The sequence below is a fragment of the Roseobacter sp. MED193 genome (genome assembly GCF_000152965.1).
Classification (GTDB): Bacteria; Pseudomonadota; Alphaproteobacteria; order Rhodobacterales; family Rhodobacteraceae; genus Pseudophaeobacter.
In genome coordinates, this window is the sequence record NZ_CH902583.1 from 2,423,218 (window position 1) to 2,440,552 (window position 17,335).

At 57.8% G+C, this 17,335-nt stretch carries 17 protein-coding genes and 1 tRNA gene; 10 read left to right on the forward strand and 8 right to left on the reverse strand.

Annotated features, from left to right (window positions below; genetic code table 11):
* The first annotated feature begins 115 nt into the window (after window positions 1-115).
* The 4 genes from MED193_RS14015 to MED193_RS14030 all read left to right on the forward strand — a co-directional run bounded on the left by MED193_RS14015 (window position 116) and on the right by MED193_RS14030 (window position 3,643).
* Complete coding sequence (locus MED193_RS14015; RefSeq protein WP_009810396.1) at window positions 116-718, forward strand: glutathione S-transferase; 603 nt, start codon at window positions 116-118, stop codon at window positions 716-718.
* Between the two features lie 209 nt (window positions 719-927).
* Complete coding sequence (gene petA / locus MED193_RS14020) at window positions 928-1,488, forward strand: ubiquinol-cytochrome c reductase iron-sulfur subunit (protein ID WP_009810397.1); 561 nt, start codon at window positions 928-930, stop codon at window positions 1,486-1,488.
* A 12-nt stretch (window positions 1,489-1,500) separates the two neighbouring features.
* A complete protein-coding gene (petB, locus tag MED193_RS14025) occupies window positions 1,501-2,832 on the forward strand; it encodes a cytochrome b (RefSeq protein ID WP_009810398.1) in 1,332 nt (443 codons plus the stop codon).
* A 19-nt stretch (window positions 2,833-2,851) separates the two neighbouring features.
* Window positions 2,852-3,643 (forward strand): cytochrome c1, encoded by a 792-nt coding sequence (locus tag MED193_RS14030; protein WP_009810399.1) that lies wholly within the window; start codon window positions 2,852-2,854, stop codon window positions 3,641-3,643.
* A 159-nt stretch (window positions 3,644-3,802) separates the two neighbouring features.
* Here MED193_RS14030 and mtaB read toward each other — a convergent pair whose 3' ends face one another.
* Both mtaB and dapF read right to left on the reverse strand, forming a co-directional pair.
* Entirely contained in the window at window positions 3,803-5,059 is a 1,257-nt protein-coding gene (gene mtaB / locus MED193_RS14035; RefSeq protein ID WP_009810400.1) for a tRNA (N(6)-L-threonylcarbamoyladenosine(37)-C(2))-methylthiotransferase MtaB, read from the reverse strand.
* Between the two features lie 3 nt (window positions 5,060-5,062).
* Window positions 5,063-5,902 (reverse strand): diaminopimelate epimerase, encoded by an 840-nt coding sequence (gene dapF, locus MED193_RS14040; RefSeq protein WP_039966898.1) that lies wholly within the window; start codon window positions 5,900-5,902, stop codon window positions 5,063-5,065.
* A gap of 186 nt (window positions 5,903-6,088) precedes the next feature.
* Here dapF and MED193_RS14045 point away from each other — a divergent pair.
* Window positions 6,089-6,164 (forward strand) — tRNA-Lys (locus MED193_RS14045).
* 148 nt (window positions 6,165-6,312) lie between these two features.
* Here MED193_RS14045 and MED193_RS14050 read toward each other — a convergent pair.
* From MED193_RS14050 to MED193_RS14060, 3 genes are all read right to left on the reverse strand, one after another.
* The gene (locus MED193_RS14050) at window positions 6,313-7,026 is read right to left on the reverse strand and encodes an ABC transporter substrate-binding protein (protein WP_009810402.1); all 714 of its coding nucleotides are present in this window, start codon (window positions 7,024-7,026) and stop codon (window positions 6,313-6,315) included.
* Window positions 7,027-7,215: 189 nt separating this feature from the next.
* Window positions 7,216-7,824 carry a 3'-5' exonuclease gene (locus MED193_RS14055; RefSeq protein ID WP_009810403.1) on the reverse strand — a complete coding sequence of 203 codons (609 nt, stop codon included), beginning with the start codon at window positions 7,822-7,824 and terminating at the stop codon, window positions 7,216-7,218.
* Complete coding sequence (locus tag MED193_RS14060; protein ID WP_039966900.1) at window positions 7,821-8,438, reverse strand: TetR/AcrR family transcriptional regulator; 618 nt, start codon at window positions 8,436-8,438, stop codon at window positions 7,821-7,823. Before MED193_RS14060 ends, MED193_RS14055 begins: the two co-directional genes overlap by 4 nt.
* A gap of 73 nt (window positions 8,439-8,511) precedes the next feature.
* Between MED193_RS14060 and MED193_RS14065 the strand changes: the two genes are divergently transcribed.
* The 3 genes from MED193_RS14065 to MED193_RS14075 all read left to right on the forward strand — a co-directional run bounded on the left by MED193_RS14065 (window position 8,512) and on the right by MED193_RS14075 (window position 12,746).
* On the forward strand, window positions 8,512-9,390 hold the full coding sequence (locus MED193_RS14065; RefSeq protein WP_009810405.1) for a haloalkane dehalogenase: 879 nt from the start codon (window positions 8,512-8,514) through the stop codon (window positions 9,388-9,390).
* 111 nt (window positions 9,391-9,501) lie between these two features.
* A complete protein-coding gene (locus tag MED193_RS14070; RefSeq protein ID WP_039966202.1) occupies window positions 9,502-11,691 on the forward strand; it encodes a thiamine pyrophosphate-dependent enzyme in 2,190 nt (729 codons plus the stop codon).
* A complete protein-coding gene (locus tag MED193_RS14075) occupies window positions 11,688-12,746 on the forward strand; it encodes an ACP S-malonyltransferase (protein ID WP_009810407.1) in 1,059 nt (352 codons plus the stop codon). Before MED193_RS14070 ends, MED193_RS14075 begins: the two co-directional genes overlap by 4 nt.
* Window positions 12,747-12,896: 150 nt before the next feature.
* Here the strand turns inward: MED193_RS14075 and MED193_RS14080 are convergent, their stop codons facing one another.
* The 3 genes from MED193_RS14080 to MED193_RS14090 form a co-directional block, all read right to left on the reverse strand.
* Complete coding sequence (locus MED193_RS14080) at window positions 12,897-14,582, reverse strand: DUF427 domain-containing protein (RefSeq protein ID WP_009810408.1); 1,686 nt, start codon at window positions 14,580-14,582, stop codon at window positions 12,897-12,899.
* Window positions 14,583-14,818: 236 nt separating this feature from the next.
* Window positions 14,819-15,520 (reverse strand): hypothetical protein, encoded by a 702-nt coding sequence (locus MED193_RS14085; protein WP_009810409.1) that lies wholly within the window; start codon window positions 15,518-15,520, stop codon window positions 14,819-14,821.
* Window positions 15,492-15,785 carry a hypothetical protein gene (locus MED193_RS14090; protein WP_039966903.1) on the reverse strand — a complete coding sequence of 98 codons (294 nt, stop codon included), beginning with the start codon at window positions 15,783-15,785 and terminating at the stop codon, window positions 15,492-15,494. Before MED193_RS14090 ends, MED193_RS14085 begins: the two co-directional genes overlap by 29 nt.
* A 216-nt stretch (window positions 15,786-16,001) precedes the next feature.
* Between MED193_RS14090 and MED193_RS14095 the strand changes: the two genes are divergently transcribed.
* Both MED193_RS14095 and MED193_RS14100 read left to right on the forward strand, forming a co-directional pair.
* On the forward strand, window positions 16,002-16,478 hold the full coding sequence (locus MED193_RS14095; protein WP_009810411.1) for a hypothetical protein: 477 nt from the start codon (window positions 16,002-16,004) through the stop codon (window positions 16,476-16,478).
* Between the two features lie 139 nt (window positions 16,479-16,617).
* On the forward strand, window positions 16,618-17,235 hold the full coding sequence (locus MED193_RS14100) for a ribonuclease HII (RefSeq protein WP_039966904.1): 618 nt from the start codon (window positions 16,618-16,620) through the stop codon (window positions 17,233-17,235).
* Window positions 17,236-17,335: the final 100 nt, after the last annotated feature.

Below are 17,335 nucleotides of genomic sequence, written 5' to 3' on the forward strand. Positions count from 1 at the left end.
AAGAACGGCAGGCTGACGCAGCGCGACATGGGTTTGTTTGGGCAAGTGAGGCGACTTGGGCTTTCCATTTGCCCATGAGTGGCTAGGCTGCGATCAATTGAAAGAGGAGAGCGCGATGAAACTGCACTATGCCCCGACTTCCCCCTTTGTGCGCAAAGTGATGGTCTTGCTGCATGAGACCGAAACGCTGGACAGCGTGGAGCTTCACAATGTTGCCACCACCCCCTATGCGCCCAGTGCTGATGTTCAGGCTAGTAACCCCTTGGCAAAAATCCCGGCGCTCGAACGCGCGGATGGGCCGGCGCTGTATGACAGCCGGGTAATCTGCGAATACCTGAACGCGCGCGCCGATAGTGATCTTTATGGCGGCGGTTGGGACAGCAAGGTACTGGAGGCCACGGCCGATGGCATCATGGAAGCGGCCGTTTTGATGACCTATGAGATGCGCCTGCGTCCAGAAGCGCAGCAATCGCCTGATTGGATCAAGGCGCAGCTGGGTAAGGTACTGGGGGCTTGCTCGGCGCTCAATGCGCGCTGGATGAGTCACTTGCAGGGGCCATTGGACATGGGTCAGATCGCCGTGGGCTGCGCACTGGCTTATGTCGATTTTCGCCACCCGGATGCAGGTTGGCGGGTTGGAAATGAGGCCCTGGCGGATTGGTTCAAGACCTTCGAATCGCGTGACGCGATGCAGGCGACGCAGCCGCCAGAGGGTTAAGTTTTCCTTTATGAATCTGGGGGGAGACGCCTTTCCTCTGTGGCTTTCAGAGCGCCGTTGCAAAGAAACTTGAAACTGGAGTGGCATGTGCGCCTTTGACCGCTGGACGAAAGCGCTTCACCCGTTTATGACCCGCCATGAGTCACCGCGTTTATCGTGGTGCATGCGCATGTTTGCCCTAAACGGGCGCTGGAAATGGAGAAAACCTCGTGTCCCACGCAGAAGACCACGAAGGAACCCGGAGAGATTTCCTCTACTACGCCACTGCCGGCGCCGGGGCAGTGACTGCGGGTGCCGCTGTATGGCCCCTGGTCAATCAGATGAATCCCTCGGCCGACGTCAAAGCTTTGTCCTCGATTCTCGTGGATATTAGCGGTGTAGAAGTTGGAACGCAGATCAGTGTGATGTTCCTGGGGAAACCCGTGTTCATCCGCCGTCGTACTCAGGCAGAGATCGACGAAGCCCGCGCGGTTGACGTCGCAGGCCTGATTGATACCGCTTCGGAAAACCCCAACAAGCCTGGCACCGATGCCGCGGACCAAAACCGCGCCATGGATGAAAACGGTGAATGGCTGGTAATGATGGGCGTTTGTACCCACCTCGGCTGTGTGCCGCTGGGCGATGGTGCAGGCGAATTCAACGGTTGGTTCTGCCCCTGCCACGGGTCGCACTACGATACCGCTGGCCGGATCCGTAAAGGCCCTGCGCCGCAGAACCTGCATGTGCCCGTCGCTGAGTTCACCGACGCAACAACCATCAAGCTGGGATAAGGAGACGTACCTATGTCCGGTATTCCGCACGACCATTACGAGCCGAAGACAGGCGCAGAAAAGTGGCTGCATAGCCGTCTGCCTATCGTCGGCCTGATCTACGACACAATCATGATCCCCACTCCCAAGAACCTGAACTGGTGGTGGATCTGGGGCATCGTTCTGGCGTTCTGTCTGGTGTTGCAAATTGTCACCGGCATCGTCCTGGTGATGCATTACACGCCGCATGTTGACCTGGCCTTTGCGAGCGTTGAGCATATCATGCGCGACGTGAATGGCGGCTATATGCTGCGCTACATTCATGCAAACGGCGCCTCGCTGTTCTTTGTGGCTGTTTACATCCACATTTTCCGCGGTCTCTTCTACGGTTCCTATAAGGCCCCACGTGAGATCACCTGGATTATCGGCATGATCATCTATCTCTTGATGATGGCAACCGGCTTTATGGGCTACGTTCTGCCCTGGGGCCAGATGTCCTTCTGGGGTGCGACCGTGATTACAGGCCTGTTTGGCGCCATTCCTTTTGTGGGTGAAGCACTGCAGACATTCCTGCTGGGCGGACCTGCGGTGGACAACGCTACGCTGAACCGCTTCTTCTCTCTGCACTATCTGCTGCCTTTTGTTATCGCGGCGCTGGTTGTGGTTCATATCTGGGCCTTCCACACCACAGGCAACAACAACCCAACTGGTGTTGATGTTCGCAAAGGGTCAAAAGAAGAAGTCGAAAAAGATACCCTGCCGTTCTGGCCCTACTTTGTGATCAAGGATTTCCTGGGTCTGGCCGTCGTTCTGGTGATCTTCTGGGCCATCGTTGGCTTTATGCCAAACTACCTGGGCCACCCCGATAACTATATCGAGGCGAACCCGCTGGTGACACCGGCGCATATCGTTCCTGAATGGTACTTCCTGCCCTTCTACGCGATCCTGCGGGCCTTCACCTCTGAAGTCTGGGTCGTGCAGATTGCCTCCTTCGTGACTGGTGGCATCATCGACGCCAAGTTCTTTGGGGTTCTGGCGATGTTTGGCGCGATTGCCATCATGGCTCTGGTGCCATGGCTCGACACCTCGCGTGTGCGTTCCGGTCGCTATCGCCCAATGTTCAAATGGTGGTTCTACCTCTTGGTCTTTGACTTCTTTGCCCTGATGTGGCTGGGCGCGATGCCGGCGGAAGAGCCCTATGCATCCTTCTCGCTGATCGCATCGGCCTATTGGTTTGGGTACTTCCTGGTGATCCTGCCGATCTTGGGTGTCATCGAGAAGCCCCTGGCAGAGCCTGCTACAATCGAAGAAGATTTCGACGCGCACTACGGCGAGAAATCCGACGCAGCCACGCCTGCTGAGTAAGAGAGAAGGACAGCTACCAATGTTGAAGACACTCGCAATCGGTGCCGCCTTCGCTCTGGCCCTTATCCCTGCTGCATCCCATGCGGCAGGCGGTAGCGGCCATGTCGAGGACTTCCAGTTCTCGTTCGAGGGACCTTTCGGCGCCTATGACCAAAACCAGCTGCAGCGCGGATTGCAGATCTACACCGAAGTCTGCGCGGCCTGTCACGGGCTGAAGTTTGTACCTCTGCGTACCCTGGCTGATGAAGGGGGGCCTGCGCTGCCCGCCGATCAGGTCCGGGCCTATGCGGCAGAAAACTTCACCGTCTATGACGCGGAACTGGATGAGGACGTGCCTGCCAAGCCGGTAGATCACTTCCCTGCCAATACCGCAGCTGGTGCACCTGACCTGAGCCTGATGGCGAAGGCCCGCGCCGGTTTCCACGGCCCTTATGGCTCTGGTATGAACCAGCTGTTCAAAGGCATTGGTGGCGCGGAATACATCGCCTCCCTGCTGGACGGTTACACTGGTGAGGAAAAGGAAGAAGCAGGCACCCTGTTTTATGAGAACACCGCCTTCCCAGGTGGCTGGATCTCAATGGCGCCGCCTCTGTCGGATGAGCAGGTCGAATTTGCCGACGGGCACGACAATTCTGTTAAGGCAATGTCGCAGGATGTTGCGGCCTTCCTGATGTGGACTGCTGAGCCTAAAATGATGGCGCGTAAGCAAACCGGTTTTGTTGGGGTTCTGATCCTGACTGTTTTGTCGGTTCTGCTCTATCTGACCAACAAACAGCTTTGGGCCCCTCATAAGGGTAAAAAATCAGCCTGATAGGCTGACGACCCAAAATGATCATTGACCCCCGCAAGGAGACTTGCGGGGGTCTTTTTGTTTTGTTCTCAGGAACAAAGGGGCGCTGCCCCTCTGCGCGCAAGGCGCGCATTCACCCCGGAATATTTGGGGAAAGATGATGAGGAAAAAAGCAGGCTGTCAGGTGGTGAGTTGGCTGCCGTCCTGGCCGCGGATCATCGCGGTGACGATCTGACCTTCCTGTTGTGGGCTGGCAAAGCTGACTTCGGTGAATTGTTCGGTTCGGCCCATATGCGGGTTTTCCATCAGCACCTGATGGGTCTTGCCGATCTGTGCTGCCAGATGGCTTTGCACCCGGGCCTCGCCCGCTGCGCGCAGACGGGCAGCGCGGGATTTGATAATATTACCATTGACCTGTTTGGGGATTTTGGCGGCCGGGGTGCCGTCGCGTTTGGAATAGGGGAAGACATGCAGCCAGGTCAGCTGACAATCCTCGACCAGTTTGAGCGAGTTTTCAAAATGCGCCTCGGTTTCGGTGGGGAAGCCAGCGATGATATCGGCGCCAAAGGTCATTTCCGGGCGGAGCTTCAGCGCCTCTTCGGTAAAGCGGATAGCATCCTCGCGCAGGTGGCGGCGGGCCATGCGTTTGAGGATCATGTCGTCGCCATGTTGCAGCGACAAGTGCAGATGCGGCATCAGGCGGGGCTCGGTTGCGATGGCCTGCATCAGGTTTTCGTCCACTTCGATCGAATCAATGGATGAAATCCGTAGCCGGGGCAGATCGGGAACCAGCTTCAGGATCCGCATCACCAGATCGCCGAGTTTTGGCGTGGTGGGCAGGTCGGCGCCCCAAGAGGTGAGGTCGACGCCGGTGAGCACCACCTCGTTGTAGCCGCGATCAACCAGGCGTTTGATCTGGTCCACAACCACGCCCGCCGGAACCGAGCGGGAGTTGCCGCGGCCATAGGGGATGATGCAAAAGGTGCAACGGTGGTCGCAGCCGTTTTGCACCTGTACATAGGCACGGCTCCGGGTGCCAAAACCATCGATCAAATGGCCGGCGGTCTCTGTCACCGACATGATGTCATCGACCTGGACCTTTTCGGTCTCGCCGATGAAATTGGCGGCCATGCCGTTCCATGTTTCCGGCTGCATCTTTTCGGTGTTGCCCAAAACGGTATCGACCTCTTCCATCTGGGCAAAGGTTTCCGGTTCGGTCTGGGCGGCGCAGCCGGTGACCACAATGCGGGCCTGTGGATTGTCGCGGCGCAACCGGCGGATTTCCTGTCGGGATTTGCGCACAGCCTCTGCCGTGACCGCACAGGTGTTCACCACCACCAGATCCTCCAGGCCAGCGGCCTGGGACAGCTCTTTCATAGCCTCGGTCTCATAGGCATTCAGGCGACAGCCGAGGGTGGTGAACTTGGGCGCAGACATGGCTCAGAGACTTTCGAGAAAGGCGGCGGTAAACGTGCCGGAAAAGACATGCATGGTCGGACCAGTCATCCAGACGCCATCGTCGCGCCAGTCAATCCAGAGCGTGCCACCATCCAAGTCGATCTGTACGCGGCGCCCGGTGAGCCCCCGGCGCGCGGCGGCTACGGCGGTGGCGCAGGAAGAGGAGCCAGAGGCCAGTGTCACACCCACCCCCCGCTCCCAGACGCGCATGCGGATGTGGTCAGGGCCGACCAGGTGGGCCACCTGCACATTGGTCCGCTCAGGGTAGAGCGGATGGTGCTCGTATCGTGGACCAAAGTCCGTTAGCGGGATGAGGCCGGCATCCTCTACAAAGAAAGTGCAATGAGGATTGCCCATGCCGGTGGCGGTTGGTCCGCCTTCAATGGGCAGCTCGAGCGTGTCCGTCTCTTCGCGCAGGGGAATGTCCCGCCAGTCCAGCTGCGGATGCCCCATATTGACGGAAGTGAGGCCATTCCCGGCGTCGCAGGCAAACAGGTCACCGCGATCTGTGGTAAGATGCAGCTCTGACTTGCCGCTCTCATCCATCAGGTGGCGGGCAATGCAACGGGTGGCATTGCCGCAGGCCGCAGAGGTCGAGCCATCTGCGTTGAAAAAGGTGAGATGCGCATCCCCCTTGCCCTGTTCAATCAGCGCAAGTTGATCAAAACCAACGCCAAACTGGCGATGGGCGATTCCCCGCGCCAGGGCAGGGGTGATTTCCAATGGATGGCTTCGCGCATCAACAACAACAAAGTCATTGCCAAGCCCGTGCATCTTCATGAAGGGAAACTGTGGTTCTGAATACATGCTCATATCGGGCATATAGACCTGCAGAGAAAATGAATCCAGTCTGTGACGCATAAAGTTCAAAAAAGGGGTTGACCAGTCGCCGTCCTAACCGTAGACAGCCGCCAATCGAGGCGGCAAGAACGATACGGACTTGCATCTCGGCAGCAAATTAAGCGCTTGATCCTCTTGGATAAATCACTTAGACCGCGACTATAAAGTGGGCCGTTAGCTCAGCTGGTAGAGCAACTGACTTTTAATCAGTAGGTCGATGGTTCGAACCCATCACGGCTCACCACTTTACCAAAGCCTTAGGCGGAAACGCCTGAGGCTTTCGTCGTTTTGGGGCTCAATTTTCCGAAAAAGACCAATTGGTTTGACGTGGGATAGCAAAAAGGGCCCAGATGAATCTGAGCCCTTTGCCTTGGGTTGTGCCGTCAAGCAGCTTAGAAAGCCGCGTTGAACCGATCCCGAAGGGCACGGCCCGCTTCTGAGTTTTCAAAACAGATGTGAAGGCCGTGTTCCGCCAAGGGAGTGGCGTTGAATTCCAACTGACCGGAGATTGCTGGCATTTCGGCAAGCAGGTGTGCCATGACTTCGCGGTCGATCACAGCAGCATCAATACGTCCAGCTGCAACCTTTTTGAGGTTCGCATCATCTGCTGTCACCTCTTGGGTTTGGATCTCACCGCTGGCAACCATGGCATCAAAACGCGATTCGTTTAGATAGCCTGCAACAACCCCAATGGTGTATCCTGTCAGATCGGCATGGTCGGACCAGGTGATAGGTGCGTCAGTGCGCTGCACGAAGCCGACCGGGCTAGTGCCAAAGGATTTGGAGTAGAAGCAACGTTCCCCACCTTTGTCTGCATCATCTGCCTCAGAATAATATTCAGGGTAGACACCCAACCAGGCGGGATCCTTTGCAGCCAAGTTTACGGCGCGGTTCCAAGGGAAGACCTTCACAGTGCCTTCAATCCCGATACCCGCAAGAATTTCCAGGACCCTATCCGTGCTATTGCCCGATCCATCTGCATTTACATAGGGCGGCCATTCCAAAGTGGTGAGCTGTACTGATTCTGCCATCGATTCGGAGGCCAAAAACGAAGCACTGCACATAACTGCAGCTGCCAGGGCCCGCGCTTTACCATTAAGTTCCATTCACATTCCTCGATTTATCGCCCTATTGAGGCATCAGATTGTGCGAAAACGGTAATTTGCTGGGGTGAAATATCGAGTTAATTTTCTGCGTGATTGGTCGTGGGTAATTCTTCAAATTGGGGTGAATTCTAGAGCGGAGCTGGCCAGTCTCTGTTCAGATATCCATACTGTGCTCACACCGAGAATTCCTTAGCTCCTCCCAAGCGGCAGATTAAATTGCGCTTTGCGGGTGGTGCCGCTGATCAGATCAAAGCTCTGCCCCAAACGGTTCTCAGCGAGGAGCACTACCTGGGCGGCAGCGCGGGCATCTTCGCCAGCGTCGTGGTGCTGAAAGCTGAGGCCCAGCTCCTGTTTTAGATTTGCCAACCCGTGGCCGCCATTGCCCTTGAACTCGGGCCAGGCTTTGCGGGCTATTTTGACGCTGTCGCTCCAGCTCAGGTCTGCATTGGGCATGCGATAGGCACGACAGGCGGCGGAAACTGCTCTGCTGTCAAAGCTGCTGTGTTGAACCAAATGGTGCAGTTCCAACAGGGGTTTAAGCATCGTCCAGGCCTCGGGGAAGCGCGGGGCAGTGGCCACGGTTTGAGCGTCGATCCCGTGGAGCTCGGTATTGAAGGGGGCAAAGCTCTGCTCAGGATTCACATAGGTGGTAAAGCTCCTGATGTGGTTGTCATGACAGACGCAGGCAATTCCGATCTGGCAGATGCTGGCGCTATCGCGGCTAGCGGTTTCCACATCCAGCGCGATAAAGCGAAAGGGGCCGCTGGGAAGGGTTGCGGCAACCGAATGATCCGTCATGTGCCGTGCAGCGGTTCAACGCCCATCCGACTGGCGAGCAGCGATAGCAAGGTTTCGCAGTACTGGCGCAGGGCGGCGCTGTCGCTGCTGCCGCGCGATTGGGCCCAGAGCCCCTGAATCGATATCAGAGTAAAACGGGCCAGGGCTTCTATTTCTGCCTCATCCAGCTTTTGATGTTTTTGATTCTCCTGCCAGAGAGCCTGATGCAGCCCTTTGTGCAGGCGTCTTCCATGGGCGCTGAGGCGCGTCATTGTATCGCTCTCCTGCGGGGTGATCTGGGCTAGGGTGTTGAGCACCAGACAGCCGGTATTTGCATCAGGATGGGCGGCGTTGCGGGCCAGCAGGTTGTCGAGATATTGCCCCACTTCTGCAAGCCCAGCGCCCTTGGTTTCAACCACCCCAAAGGCGGGGGTCACCACCGTTTCCTGATATCGGTCCAGACAGGCGTGAAACAGCGCTTCCTTGCCGGCAAAGTCACTGTAGAGACTGCCCCGGCTGACGCCGGTTTCACGCACCAGGTCGCCCATGGAAACCCTGTGATAGCCTCGTTTCCAAAACAGTTTGAGAGCCGAATCCACCAGGGCGTGACGTGAGGGAGATTTTGCGCGGGCCATATCCATCCTTGTTTTGGAATGATCGTTCCAATAACTTTTTACCAGGGAGATCATCAAGAGTGGAGAATGACAGATGGTGCAGAATTTTCGAGACAAAAAGAAATTCGCCACCGTGCTTGGCAAACAGATGGCCTATATTGAAGAGGGCGAAGGGGATCCGATTGTCTTTTTGCATGGCAATCCGACCTCCTCATATCTTTGGCGCAATATCCTGCCGCATCTGGCCGGGCGCGGACGTCTGATTGCGCCGGACTTGATCGGTATGGGTGATTCGGAAAAACTCGAAGAGAGCGGTCCTGATCGATATACCTTTGTCGAACACCGCAAATATCTTTTCGCCCTGTTGGAGCAGTTGGGCGTGACTGGAAATGTCACGCTGGTGATCCATGACTGGGGCTCTGGTCTGGGCTTTCACTGGGCGCATATGCACCCCAAAGCGTTAAAGGGCATCGCCTTTATGGAAGGGATCGTGGCGCCTGTACCGGGCTGGGACAGCTTCCCTGAAGCGCCGCGTGCGATGTTCCAAAGCCTGCGCTCTGAGGCGGGCGAAGAGATGGTGCTAGAGAAGAATCTTTTTGTTGAGGCCATCTTGCCGGGATCCATTCTGCGCGATCTGAATGAGGAGGAAATGGCTGAATATCGTCGGCCCTTTGCCAACGCAGGCGAAGATCGCCGTCCCACCCTGACCTGGCCTCGGCAAATTCCGATTGGCGGCGACCCGGCGGATGTGGCAGAAATCGTCGAGGCCTATTCCGCCTGGCTGCGCGAAACATCGGTGCCAAAGCTTTTTGTCAATGCCGAGCCTGGCGCGCTGATCGCCGGACCTGTGCGGGACTTTGTGCGCAGCTTTCCCAACCTCAAAGAGGTCACCGTGGCGGGCTCGCACTTCATTCAAGAGGATTCCCCGGATGAAATCGGTCAGGCGATCAAGGACTGGCATTCCCAGCTCTAAGAGATTTAGGCTCAAATCATGCGGAAACGGCATGAGTTGAGCCGTTAAACTCATTGGAATTCATGACTGTTCTGACCGATAACTCAGGTCAGAACAGCAAAGGGGTTGCCATTGGATCGTGCTCAGATCGTGCATCAAAACTTCCTGGACCGAGTTGGCCGCGGTGACCTGCCACCGGGCACAGCACCATTGGCTGGCCTCCCACCCGAACAGGCCGTGGGCATATATCGCGCGCAGGTGTTGAGCCGGGCGCTCGATATCACCAGCCGAGCGATGCAAAAGGCAGGGCAGGGCTTCTACACGATCGGCTCTTCTGGGCACGAGGGTATGGCGGCAGTGGCCCGGGCGCTGCGCCCCGATGATATGGCCTTTCTGCACTACCGTGATGCGGCCTTCCAGATTGCCCGCGCCGACCAGGTGCCGGGGCAGCGGATCGCCTGGGATATGCTCTTGTCCTTTGCATGCTCTTCCGAAGATCCTACCTCCGGCGGACGTCACAAGGTGCTGGGCTCCAAGGCGCTGATGATCCCGCCGCAGACTTCGACCATTGCCAGCCATTTGCCCAAGGCCGTTGGGGCGGCCTATTCCATCGGTGCTGCCAAACGCCACGCGCCCGAACATCGGGTCCTGCGCGACGACAGCATTGTTATGTGTTCCTTTGGCGATGCCTCGGCCAACCACTCCACCGCTCAGGGGGCTATAAACACGGCAGGCTGGACCTCGGTACAGTCGACACCGCTGCCGCTGCTGTTTGTCTGCGAGGATAACGGCATTGGCATTTCAACCAAAACTCCGCAGGGCTGGATTGAGGCCTCGATGCGGGCGCGCCCCGGCATCAAATACTTCCAGGCCGACGGGTTGGACATCTATGCCGCCCATGCCGTGGCGCAGGAGGCCGCCAACTATGTGCGCCGCCGTAAGAAACCCGCCTTTCTGCATCTGCGCACAGTGCGCCTATATGGCCATGCGGGCGCCGATGTGCCCACCACCTATCTGCCCAAATCCGAGGTTGAGGCGGATGAGGCAAACGATCCGCTGCTGCATACCGTGCGCTTGCTGGATGAGGCCGGGGCACTCAAGCCGCAAGAGGCGTTGAAGATCTACATGGATACCTGCGCCCGGGTGGAACGCATCCGCGCCGAGGTCGTGACCCGGCCGCATCTGAAGACCGGCGAGGATGTGGTGGCCAGCCTGATCCCGCCCAAACGTGCCTGCGCGTCCAGCAACGGCCCCAGCGAAGAAGCGCGGGCCGAGGCCTTTGGCAGCGACATCCGTGCCATGGCAGATCCGCAACCGATGTCGCGCCTGATCAATTGGGCACTGACCGATCTGATGCTGCAGCATGGCGAGATCGTCATGATGGGCGAGGACGTGGGCCGCAAGGGCGGCGTCTATGGCGTCACGCAAAAGCTGCATCAGCGATTTGGCCCAGACCGGATGATCGATACGCTGCTGGATGAGCAATCCATTCTGGGCCTCGCCATCGGCATGGGCCACAATGGATTTGTACCGATGCCGGAAATCCAGTTTCTGGCCTATCTGCACAATGCCGAAGACCAGCTGCGCGGCGAGGCGGCGACGCTGCCGTTTTTCTCCAATGGTCAGTTTAGCAACCCGATGGTGCTGCGCATCGCGGGGTTGGGGTACCAAAAGGGCTTTGGCGGCCATTTTCACAACGATAACTCCCTGGCGGTGCTGCGCGATATCCCAGGGATTATCATTGCCTGCCCATCGGATGGAGCCGAAGCCGCACTGATGATGCGTGAGGCGGTGCGCCTGGCGCGCGAAGAGCAGCGGGTGGTGGTCTTTATTGAGCCCATCGCGCTCTACCCGATGCGGGATCTTCACGCAGCCAAGGACGGCGGCTGGATGCGGCCCTATCCGGCGCCCGACCAGAGCATCCCATTGGGTGAGGTCGGTCAGCATGGGGAAGGCAGTGATCTGGCCATCGTGACCTATGGCAATGGGCGCTACCTCTCGACCCAGGCACAGGCGGATCTCGAGGCGCGGGGCATCAAGACCCGCATCATAGACCTGCGCTGGCTGGCTCCATTGCCGGCAGAGGCGTTGATTGCTGCTGCCAAGGGTTGCAAACATGTACTCATCGTTGACGAATGCCGAACTACCGGTAGCCAATCCGAAGCACTGATGGCGCTCTTCGTCGAGCAAGGCATCTCTTCGCTAGCCCGCCATGCGGCAGGTGATTGCTTTATTGCCACCGGCCCGGCCTATGCCGCCACACTGCCCTCCAAAGAAAGCATCCTGGCCGCCGCGCTCAACCTGGTAGGAGAGACCGCATGACCCGTACCGCTGTTCTCATCTGCCCAGGCAGGGGCACCTATAATAAGCCTGAGTTGGGCTATCTGCACCGCCACCATGCCGACAAAGCCGGCCTGTTTGCGGGTTTTGATGCGGCGCGGGCTGCTGCGGGCCAAGAAGAGGTCACTGCTCTGGATGGGGCGACGCGGTTCTCGGTCTCCAAATACTCGCGCGGCGATATCGCCTCGCCGTTGATCTATGCCAGCGCTTTGGCGGATGCACAGTCCCTGGCGGATGATATTGAAGTGGTGGCAGTGACTGGAAACTCTATGGGGTGGTACATCGCACTGGCGGTCGCCGGGGCGCTGTCGGCGCAGGATGGGTTTGAGTTGGTGAACACCATGGGAACCTTGATGCAGGAGCATCTGATTGGCGGGCAGCTGGTCTATCCCTTTACGGGTGATGACTGGCGCCCAGATGCGGCACGCAAGGCAGAACTCCTGGCGCTGGTGGATCAGATCAATGCCCGCGAATCCCACACGCTGGCCCTCTCGATTGATCTCGGCGGCATGCTGGTGCTGGCTGGGGATGAGGCCGGCTTGACGGCCTTTGAAAGCGTCGTGCCCCAGATCGAAGACCGTTTTCCGATGCGGCTGGCCAACCATGCTGGGTTCCACACACATTTGCAGGCACCAGTAGCGGCCGAAGGGCGTGACCGCCTAGACGGGGCTATGCTGACGCAGCCTGCGGTGCCTCTGGTGGATGGGCGCGGTGCAATCTGGCAACCGGAATCCAGCGATCTGGCCTCGCTTTGGGACTATACCCTCGGGCATCAGGTGGTGGAGAGCTATGACTTTACCCGCGCGGTCCAGGTGGCCGCACAGGAGTTTGCCCCGGATCTGTTTATCGTCACAGGACCCGGGACCACTTTGGGCGGGGCCGTCGCGCAGTCTCTGGTGCATCAGGACTGGCGGGGGATGTCGGATAAGGCCGGTTTCAAGCTGCGTCAGGCCTCCTCGCCTGTGTTGATTTCCATGGGCGACGCAGTACAGCGCAGCCTGGTAACCACCGAAAACCGATCAGCCAAAACTGGTTAAAGAGCCTAGTACCTATTCATTTGGCCAAAAATATCCTGGGGGTGAGCGTCTAATGACGCGAGGGGGCAAGGCCCCCTACTGCTGCCCCCCTCGCGAGGGTAAGCCGGGGCTTCCCCGTCGCTAGCTGTGGCCTGCAGGGGCCCGCAATACTCACCGAGAGACAGGTTCCGGGGCAGGTGGTGGTCCGTTAGGACCGTCCTGAGGCTGCACCGCGGGCGCCACGCGCATCGGTTTGACAGCATAGGCTTCTACTGGTTGGCTGACATTGTGGAGGTTCAGGGCACCCAAGGCTGTGGAATCCTGGCAGCTTCCGGGCAGGGAATTCCGGCTTACAATGATCTGTTGTCCCACTGTCTTACCGTAGTCCCCTAGACGGGCGGCAATATTGGCGGCCTGGCCAATGACGGTGAAATCCAGCCGTTCACGTGAGCCAACATTGCCATAGGTGACGGTTCCATAGGCGATGCCGCTGGCGCATGCGAGCTCCGCGAGGTCGTGCTCTGCCGCAACCTGAGTGAGAGCCGGAGCAATGCTGCGGGCAGAATGTAGCGCTTGGGTCCGCGCCAAATCTGCATCCACGCCGGTTTCCTCACGGGTTGCAGTCCTGACAGGAAACACCGCCAACACCGCGTCACCGATGAATTTCAGCACCTCGCCCCCATTGTCATGCACAATGGTCGAGGCGGTTTCAAAAAAGGCATTCAGCAGCTTGATGTAGGCCCTCCGCCCCAGCCGCTCCTCCAGCAGCGTCGAACCTCGCAGGTCACAGAACATGATGGCGGCGTCGATCTCATCGCCTTCACCGCGACGGATCTTGCCACCCAGAACGCGCTCACCGGTGCGTTTACCTACATAGGTCTCCAACAGGGACTGGGCGTTTTCGCGCTGCATGAAAACTTCGTAATAGCGGGCGACAACGGCGGAACATTCAAAGATCAGCCCAAGATTGGCAGTGGAGAACCCATCTGGATGATCAGATGCCACGGTGAGCACGTTGATCCGACCATCAGAGAAGGGCAGCGGCATAGCGACATAGTCTGTAGCTCCGGCTGCGCGCAGATCGCTGAGGATGGGAAAGGCATCCTCGCTGTCTTCGTCATCAATGCGGTGGCGCACGCCCCCCAATCCCTTGGAGACATGGCGCAGGGGGCTGGCATTGTAGGCGGGGTGTTCGTAGATTTCATAGCTGGGGGCGTAGATGGTCACCTCATCACTGGCTTTTTCCCAGATAAAGTTTTTGCCGGCGATCTGCGGGTGCAAAGACCAGGCCAGCACAGAAAGCCGCGAGAGATAAACCCCTTGCTCCAGTAGTTTTTGGGAAAAGGCCTTGGTGAAGTCCTCAGGGGTTGGCAGAAAAGCGGCTTCGCGCAGCAGCCAGTCGATCAATGGCCCAGAGATATTGCCATATTCGGGCGGCGCAATTTGGTTGGTGCCGAGGTCTATTTCGGTATTGGGGTCTGCGACAAAGCCCACATGTCCTTCGATCTGGCGCGCCTCTGGCAGGGCATTTTCATAGATCCATACCGCATTGTCGACGCGGCCATCCTCCAGTTTAAGATCATGATAGCATGCAGTGCCTTTGAAAGGGCAGAACGTCTGCAACCCCACCTTGGTGGAGATATCCACCACCAGATCGTCACGGGGAACATAAATGGTGGGCTGAAGCCGGGTTTCATACATCACTCTTGCGCGGCGGCTTTGAGCTAAGAGAGTACCACCGCGTCGCACCTGGACCTCGCCGCGCAGTGGTTCAACCAAGATGCCGTAGCCACGATTGTGCGGTCCACGTTTCTGTGGGCCGGCACTGTTTGGGGGGGAGGGAACATGGGCGTTCATCAGAGCTATCCTCTTGTCCCCCCGCTGTCCGAGAGGCCTGTGGGAGCCTCAGGGCAGTGACAGATTCCCCAAGGCGCCTCCCCTTGGGAGGCAGGCCTATATGTGGGGCCAAAGAGATGAATTTCCAGTGGCTGGAAGGATCATCTGTGCACAGGCCCTGTGTTTTGATGCCAAATCGGCCCCTCCTCGCACAGATGTGACCAGAGCGACCTGTATCCGTTAGGGTGAAGTTCTGGTCACACCATGCGGATCACATCCTTGCTGATCGCCAGCACATAGCCACGTTTGGCAATGTTTTTGACCAATAATTCGCTCACCATCTGGTTCCCCAATGTGTCGCGCAGCCGTTTGATACGGGTGGCGCCTGCGGCTTCTTCGCAATCGCTGCTGTGTTTGCCGGAAATCACCGCCTCGATCTCGGCCCCCGACAGCACATCATCATCCATGCGGGCTTCAGCCAGGGCCGATAGGGTCTCCATCGCGGCTGCCGTGAGTTTGAAGCCCATATTGTTGAGGTAGACAGTATGTTCCTCGCGACTGATCAGCAGCTCGGTCACCTGGATGCCGGCCCGTTCAATCTGGGCCATACGCCGATTGAGCAGGACGAGCATCGCCAGCACCACCAGGGCGACGATCATCATCGCGGTTGCAAAGATCAGCAGGACAAAGATCACCACCCGATAGCTGGCGAGGGTATCGGCAAAGGCGGTACCAGATTGGGCTAGGATCTCCAGCAGCTTGATTTCGGCCTGGGTGGTCAGATCGTTTTCGATAAAGAGCCGTTCCACCCGCGCGTTAAACGCATTCGCATCAGGCAAAGCCAGCAACAGCACTGTCCCAGCGATAGCCAGTAGCGCAGCGATGAACACGATACCAAAGGTAATGATACGGCTGCCTGCGGAGCGGGCCTCAGAAACGGAGATAGTAAGGTCCGGCATTGGCCTTCCTTCGTTGCAGGCCTTCGGGACCAAAGACGGACATAACATTGAGCAGGGTCCAGCCGGAGGCCGCGATTCGAGACTGAATCTCCCCCTGGGCAGCGGCCTTGTTACAAGCGCCCCGGATCTGAATGACCCCGTAATGCAGTTTCAACGGATTGTTCTGCTTGGCCTTGTAATCGGCATAGCAATCGGCGGCCTGTGCAGGCGCAGCCGCCATCAGCAGGGCGGCACATATAATGGGTATGGCAAGAGCGTGTTTCATATCGTCACCCTGCGCCGAAATACCGGTGAAATTCAATAACAACAGCTCTTTGAGCCCATGGTTATTCGATATCATAGCGCTGTTATTGCCTGTCTGAACGGCATTGGCCGACTGTGAGGGCATAGGATTTGAGCCCGCCAAAACAGCTGAAGCACAGCGGGTTTGTCGCCCTCGAAAGGGGCATCAACAGACAGAAGATAACAAGGAAACACTCCGATGACACAGAGCCACCAACCTAAACAGCACCGCAAATTCATCGCCATCATTCTGGCCGCTGCGCTGGCCATTACCGGTGTGTCTTCCGGGCCGGCCCAGGCCGGAGAGGACTTTGGCAAGGTAGTGGCGGGGCTGGCAGTCCTGGGTATTCTTGGGGCCGCACTCCATGATCACAACACGCGTGACCGGCGACATGATACCGTTACCCGCCCGCATCGCCCCCACCCGACGCCAAGACCCCGCCCTTTGCCGCACCGCTTTGGTCGCTATGATCTGCCGGCGCATTGCATGAAGTTTGCCCCCAACTACAGAAACGGTAAATCCCTGGTGGCGCTGGGCTGCCTGCGTCGCAATTATGACCACGTGGGCTCATTGCCACAAAGCTGCAAAGTGACCTTCTGGAACGGCCACAATAATCGCACCGCTTACAAGCCACGCTGCCTGAACAAGCATGGATATCGCATGGTCAATCGCTAGGGGGCATGGCCATAAGTGGCCCAAACGCAACATGTCGAGCAGACTTGGGGGGCCTTGGCCCCCTTCTTTTTGTGGGTTGTTTGTGCAGTTTTCTGTTGGGGCGCTTGCAAAGTCTGCGAAATTTGGGTCTGACAAGACCATGGAACAGCCAGATAATTCCCTAGAGATCGCCGCCCACGAAAAGGGCTACCTGCGGGTTGCCGGAGTCGACGAAGTTGGCCGCGGCCCCCTTGCCGGACCGGTGACGGCGGCAGCCGTTGTCCTGGATATGGCTGACCTGCCCGAAGGGTTGAATGACTCCAAAAAACTGAGCGCCAAAAAACGCGTGGTTTTGGCAAAGGAGATCTTTGCCCGCGCGCAGGTGTCGATTGCTGAGGCCAGCGTTGAAGAGATTGATTCCATTAACATACTCCGCGCTTCGCATCTGGCGATGGAACGTGCTGTTGCGGCCTTGGATCCGCCGCCCGATTACCTTCTGATTGATGGCAATTTGATCCCGCGTGACCTGACAATTGACGCGCAAGCAGTGGTCAAAGGAGACGGCAAATCAGTCTCAATAGCGGCAGCCTCGATCGTGGCAAAAGAGGCGCGGGATAATCTCATGGTGGATTTGGCGCAACAGTTTCCACGATATGGATGGGAGAAGAACGCCGGATATCCCTCAAAGCAACACCGAGAGGCGCTTGTCGAATTGGGGGTGACACCACATCATCGCAGGTCCTTTAAGCCGGTACACAAGATATTGTATCAAGAGTGAACCGCAGAGGGCTGATCTAAAAAACAAATTGACCTCGAATCCAGGATGACTCATCCTGTGGATAACCAAAATGAGCGCAAAAATGCGCCGAATGGTTTTG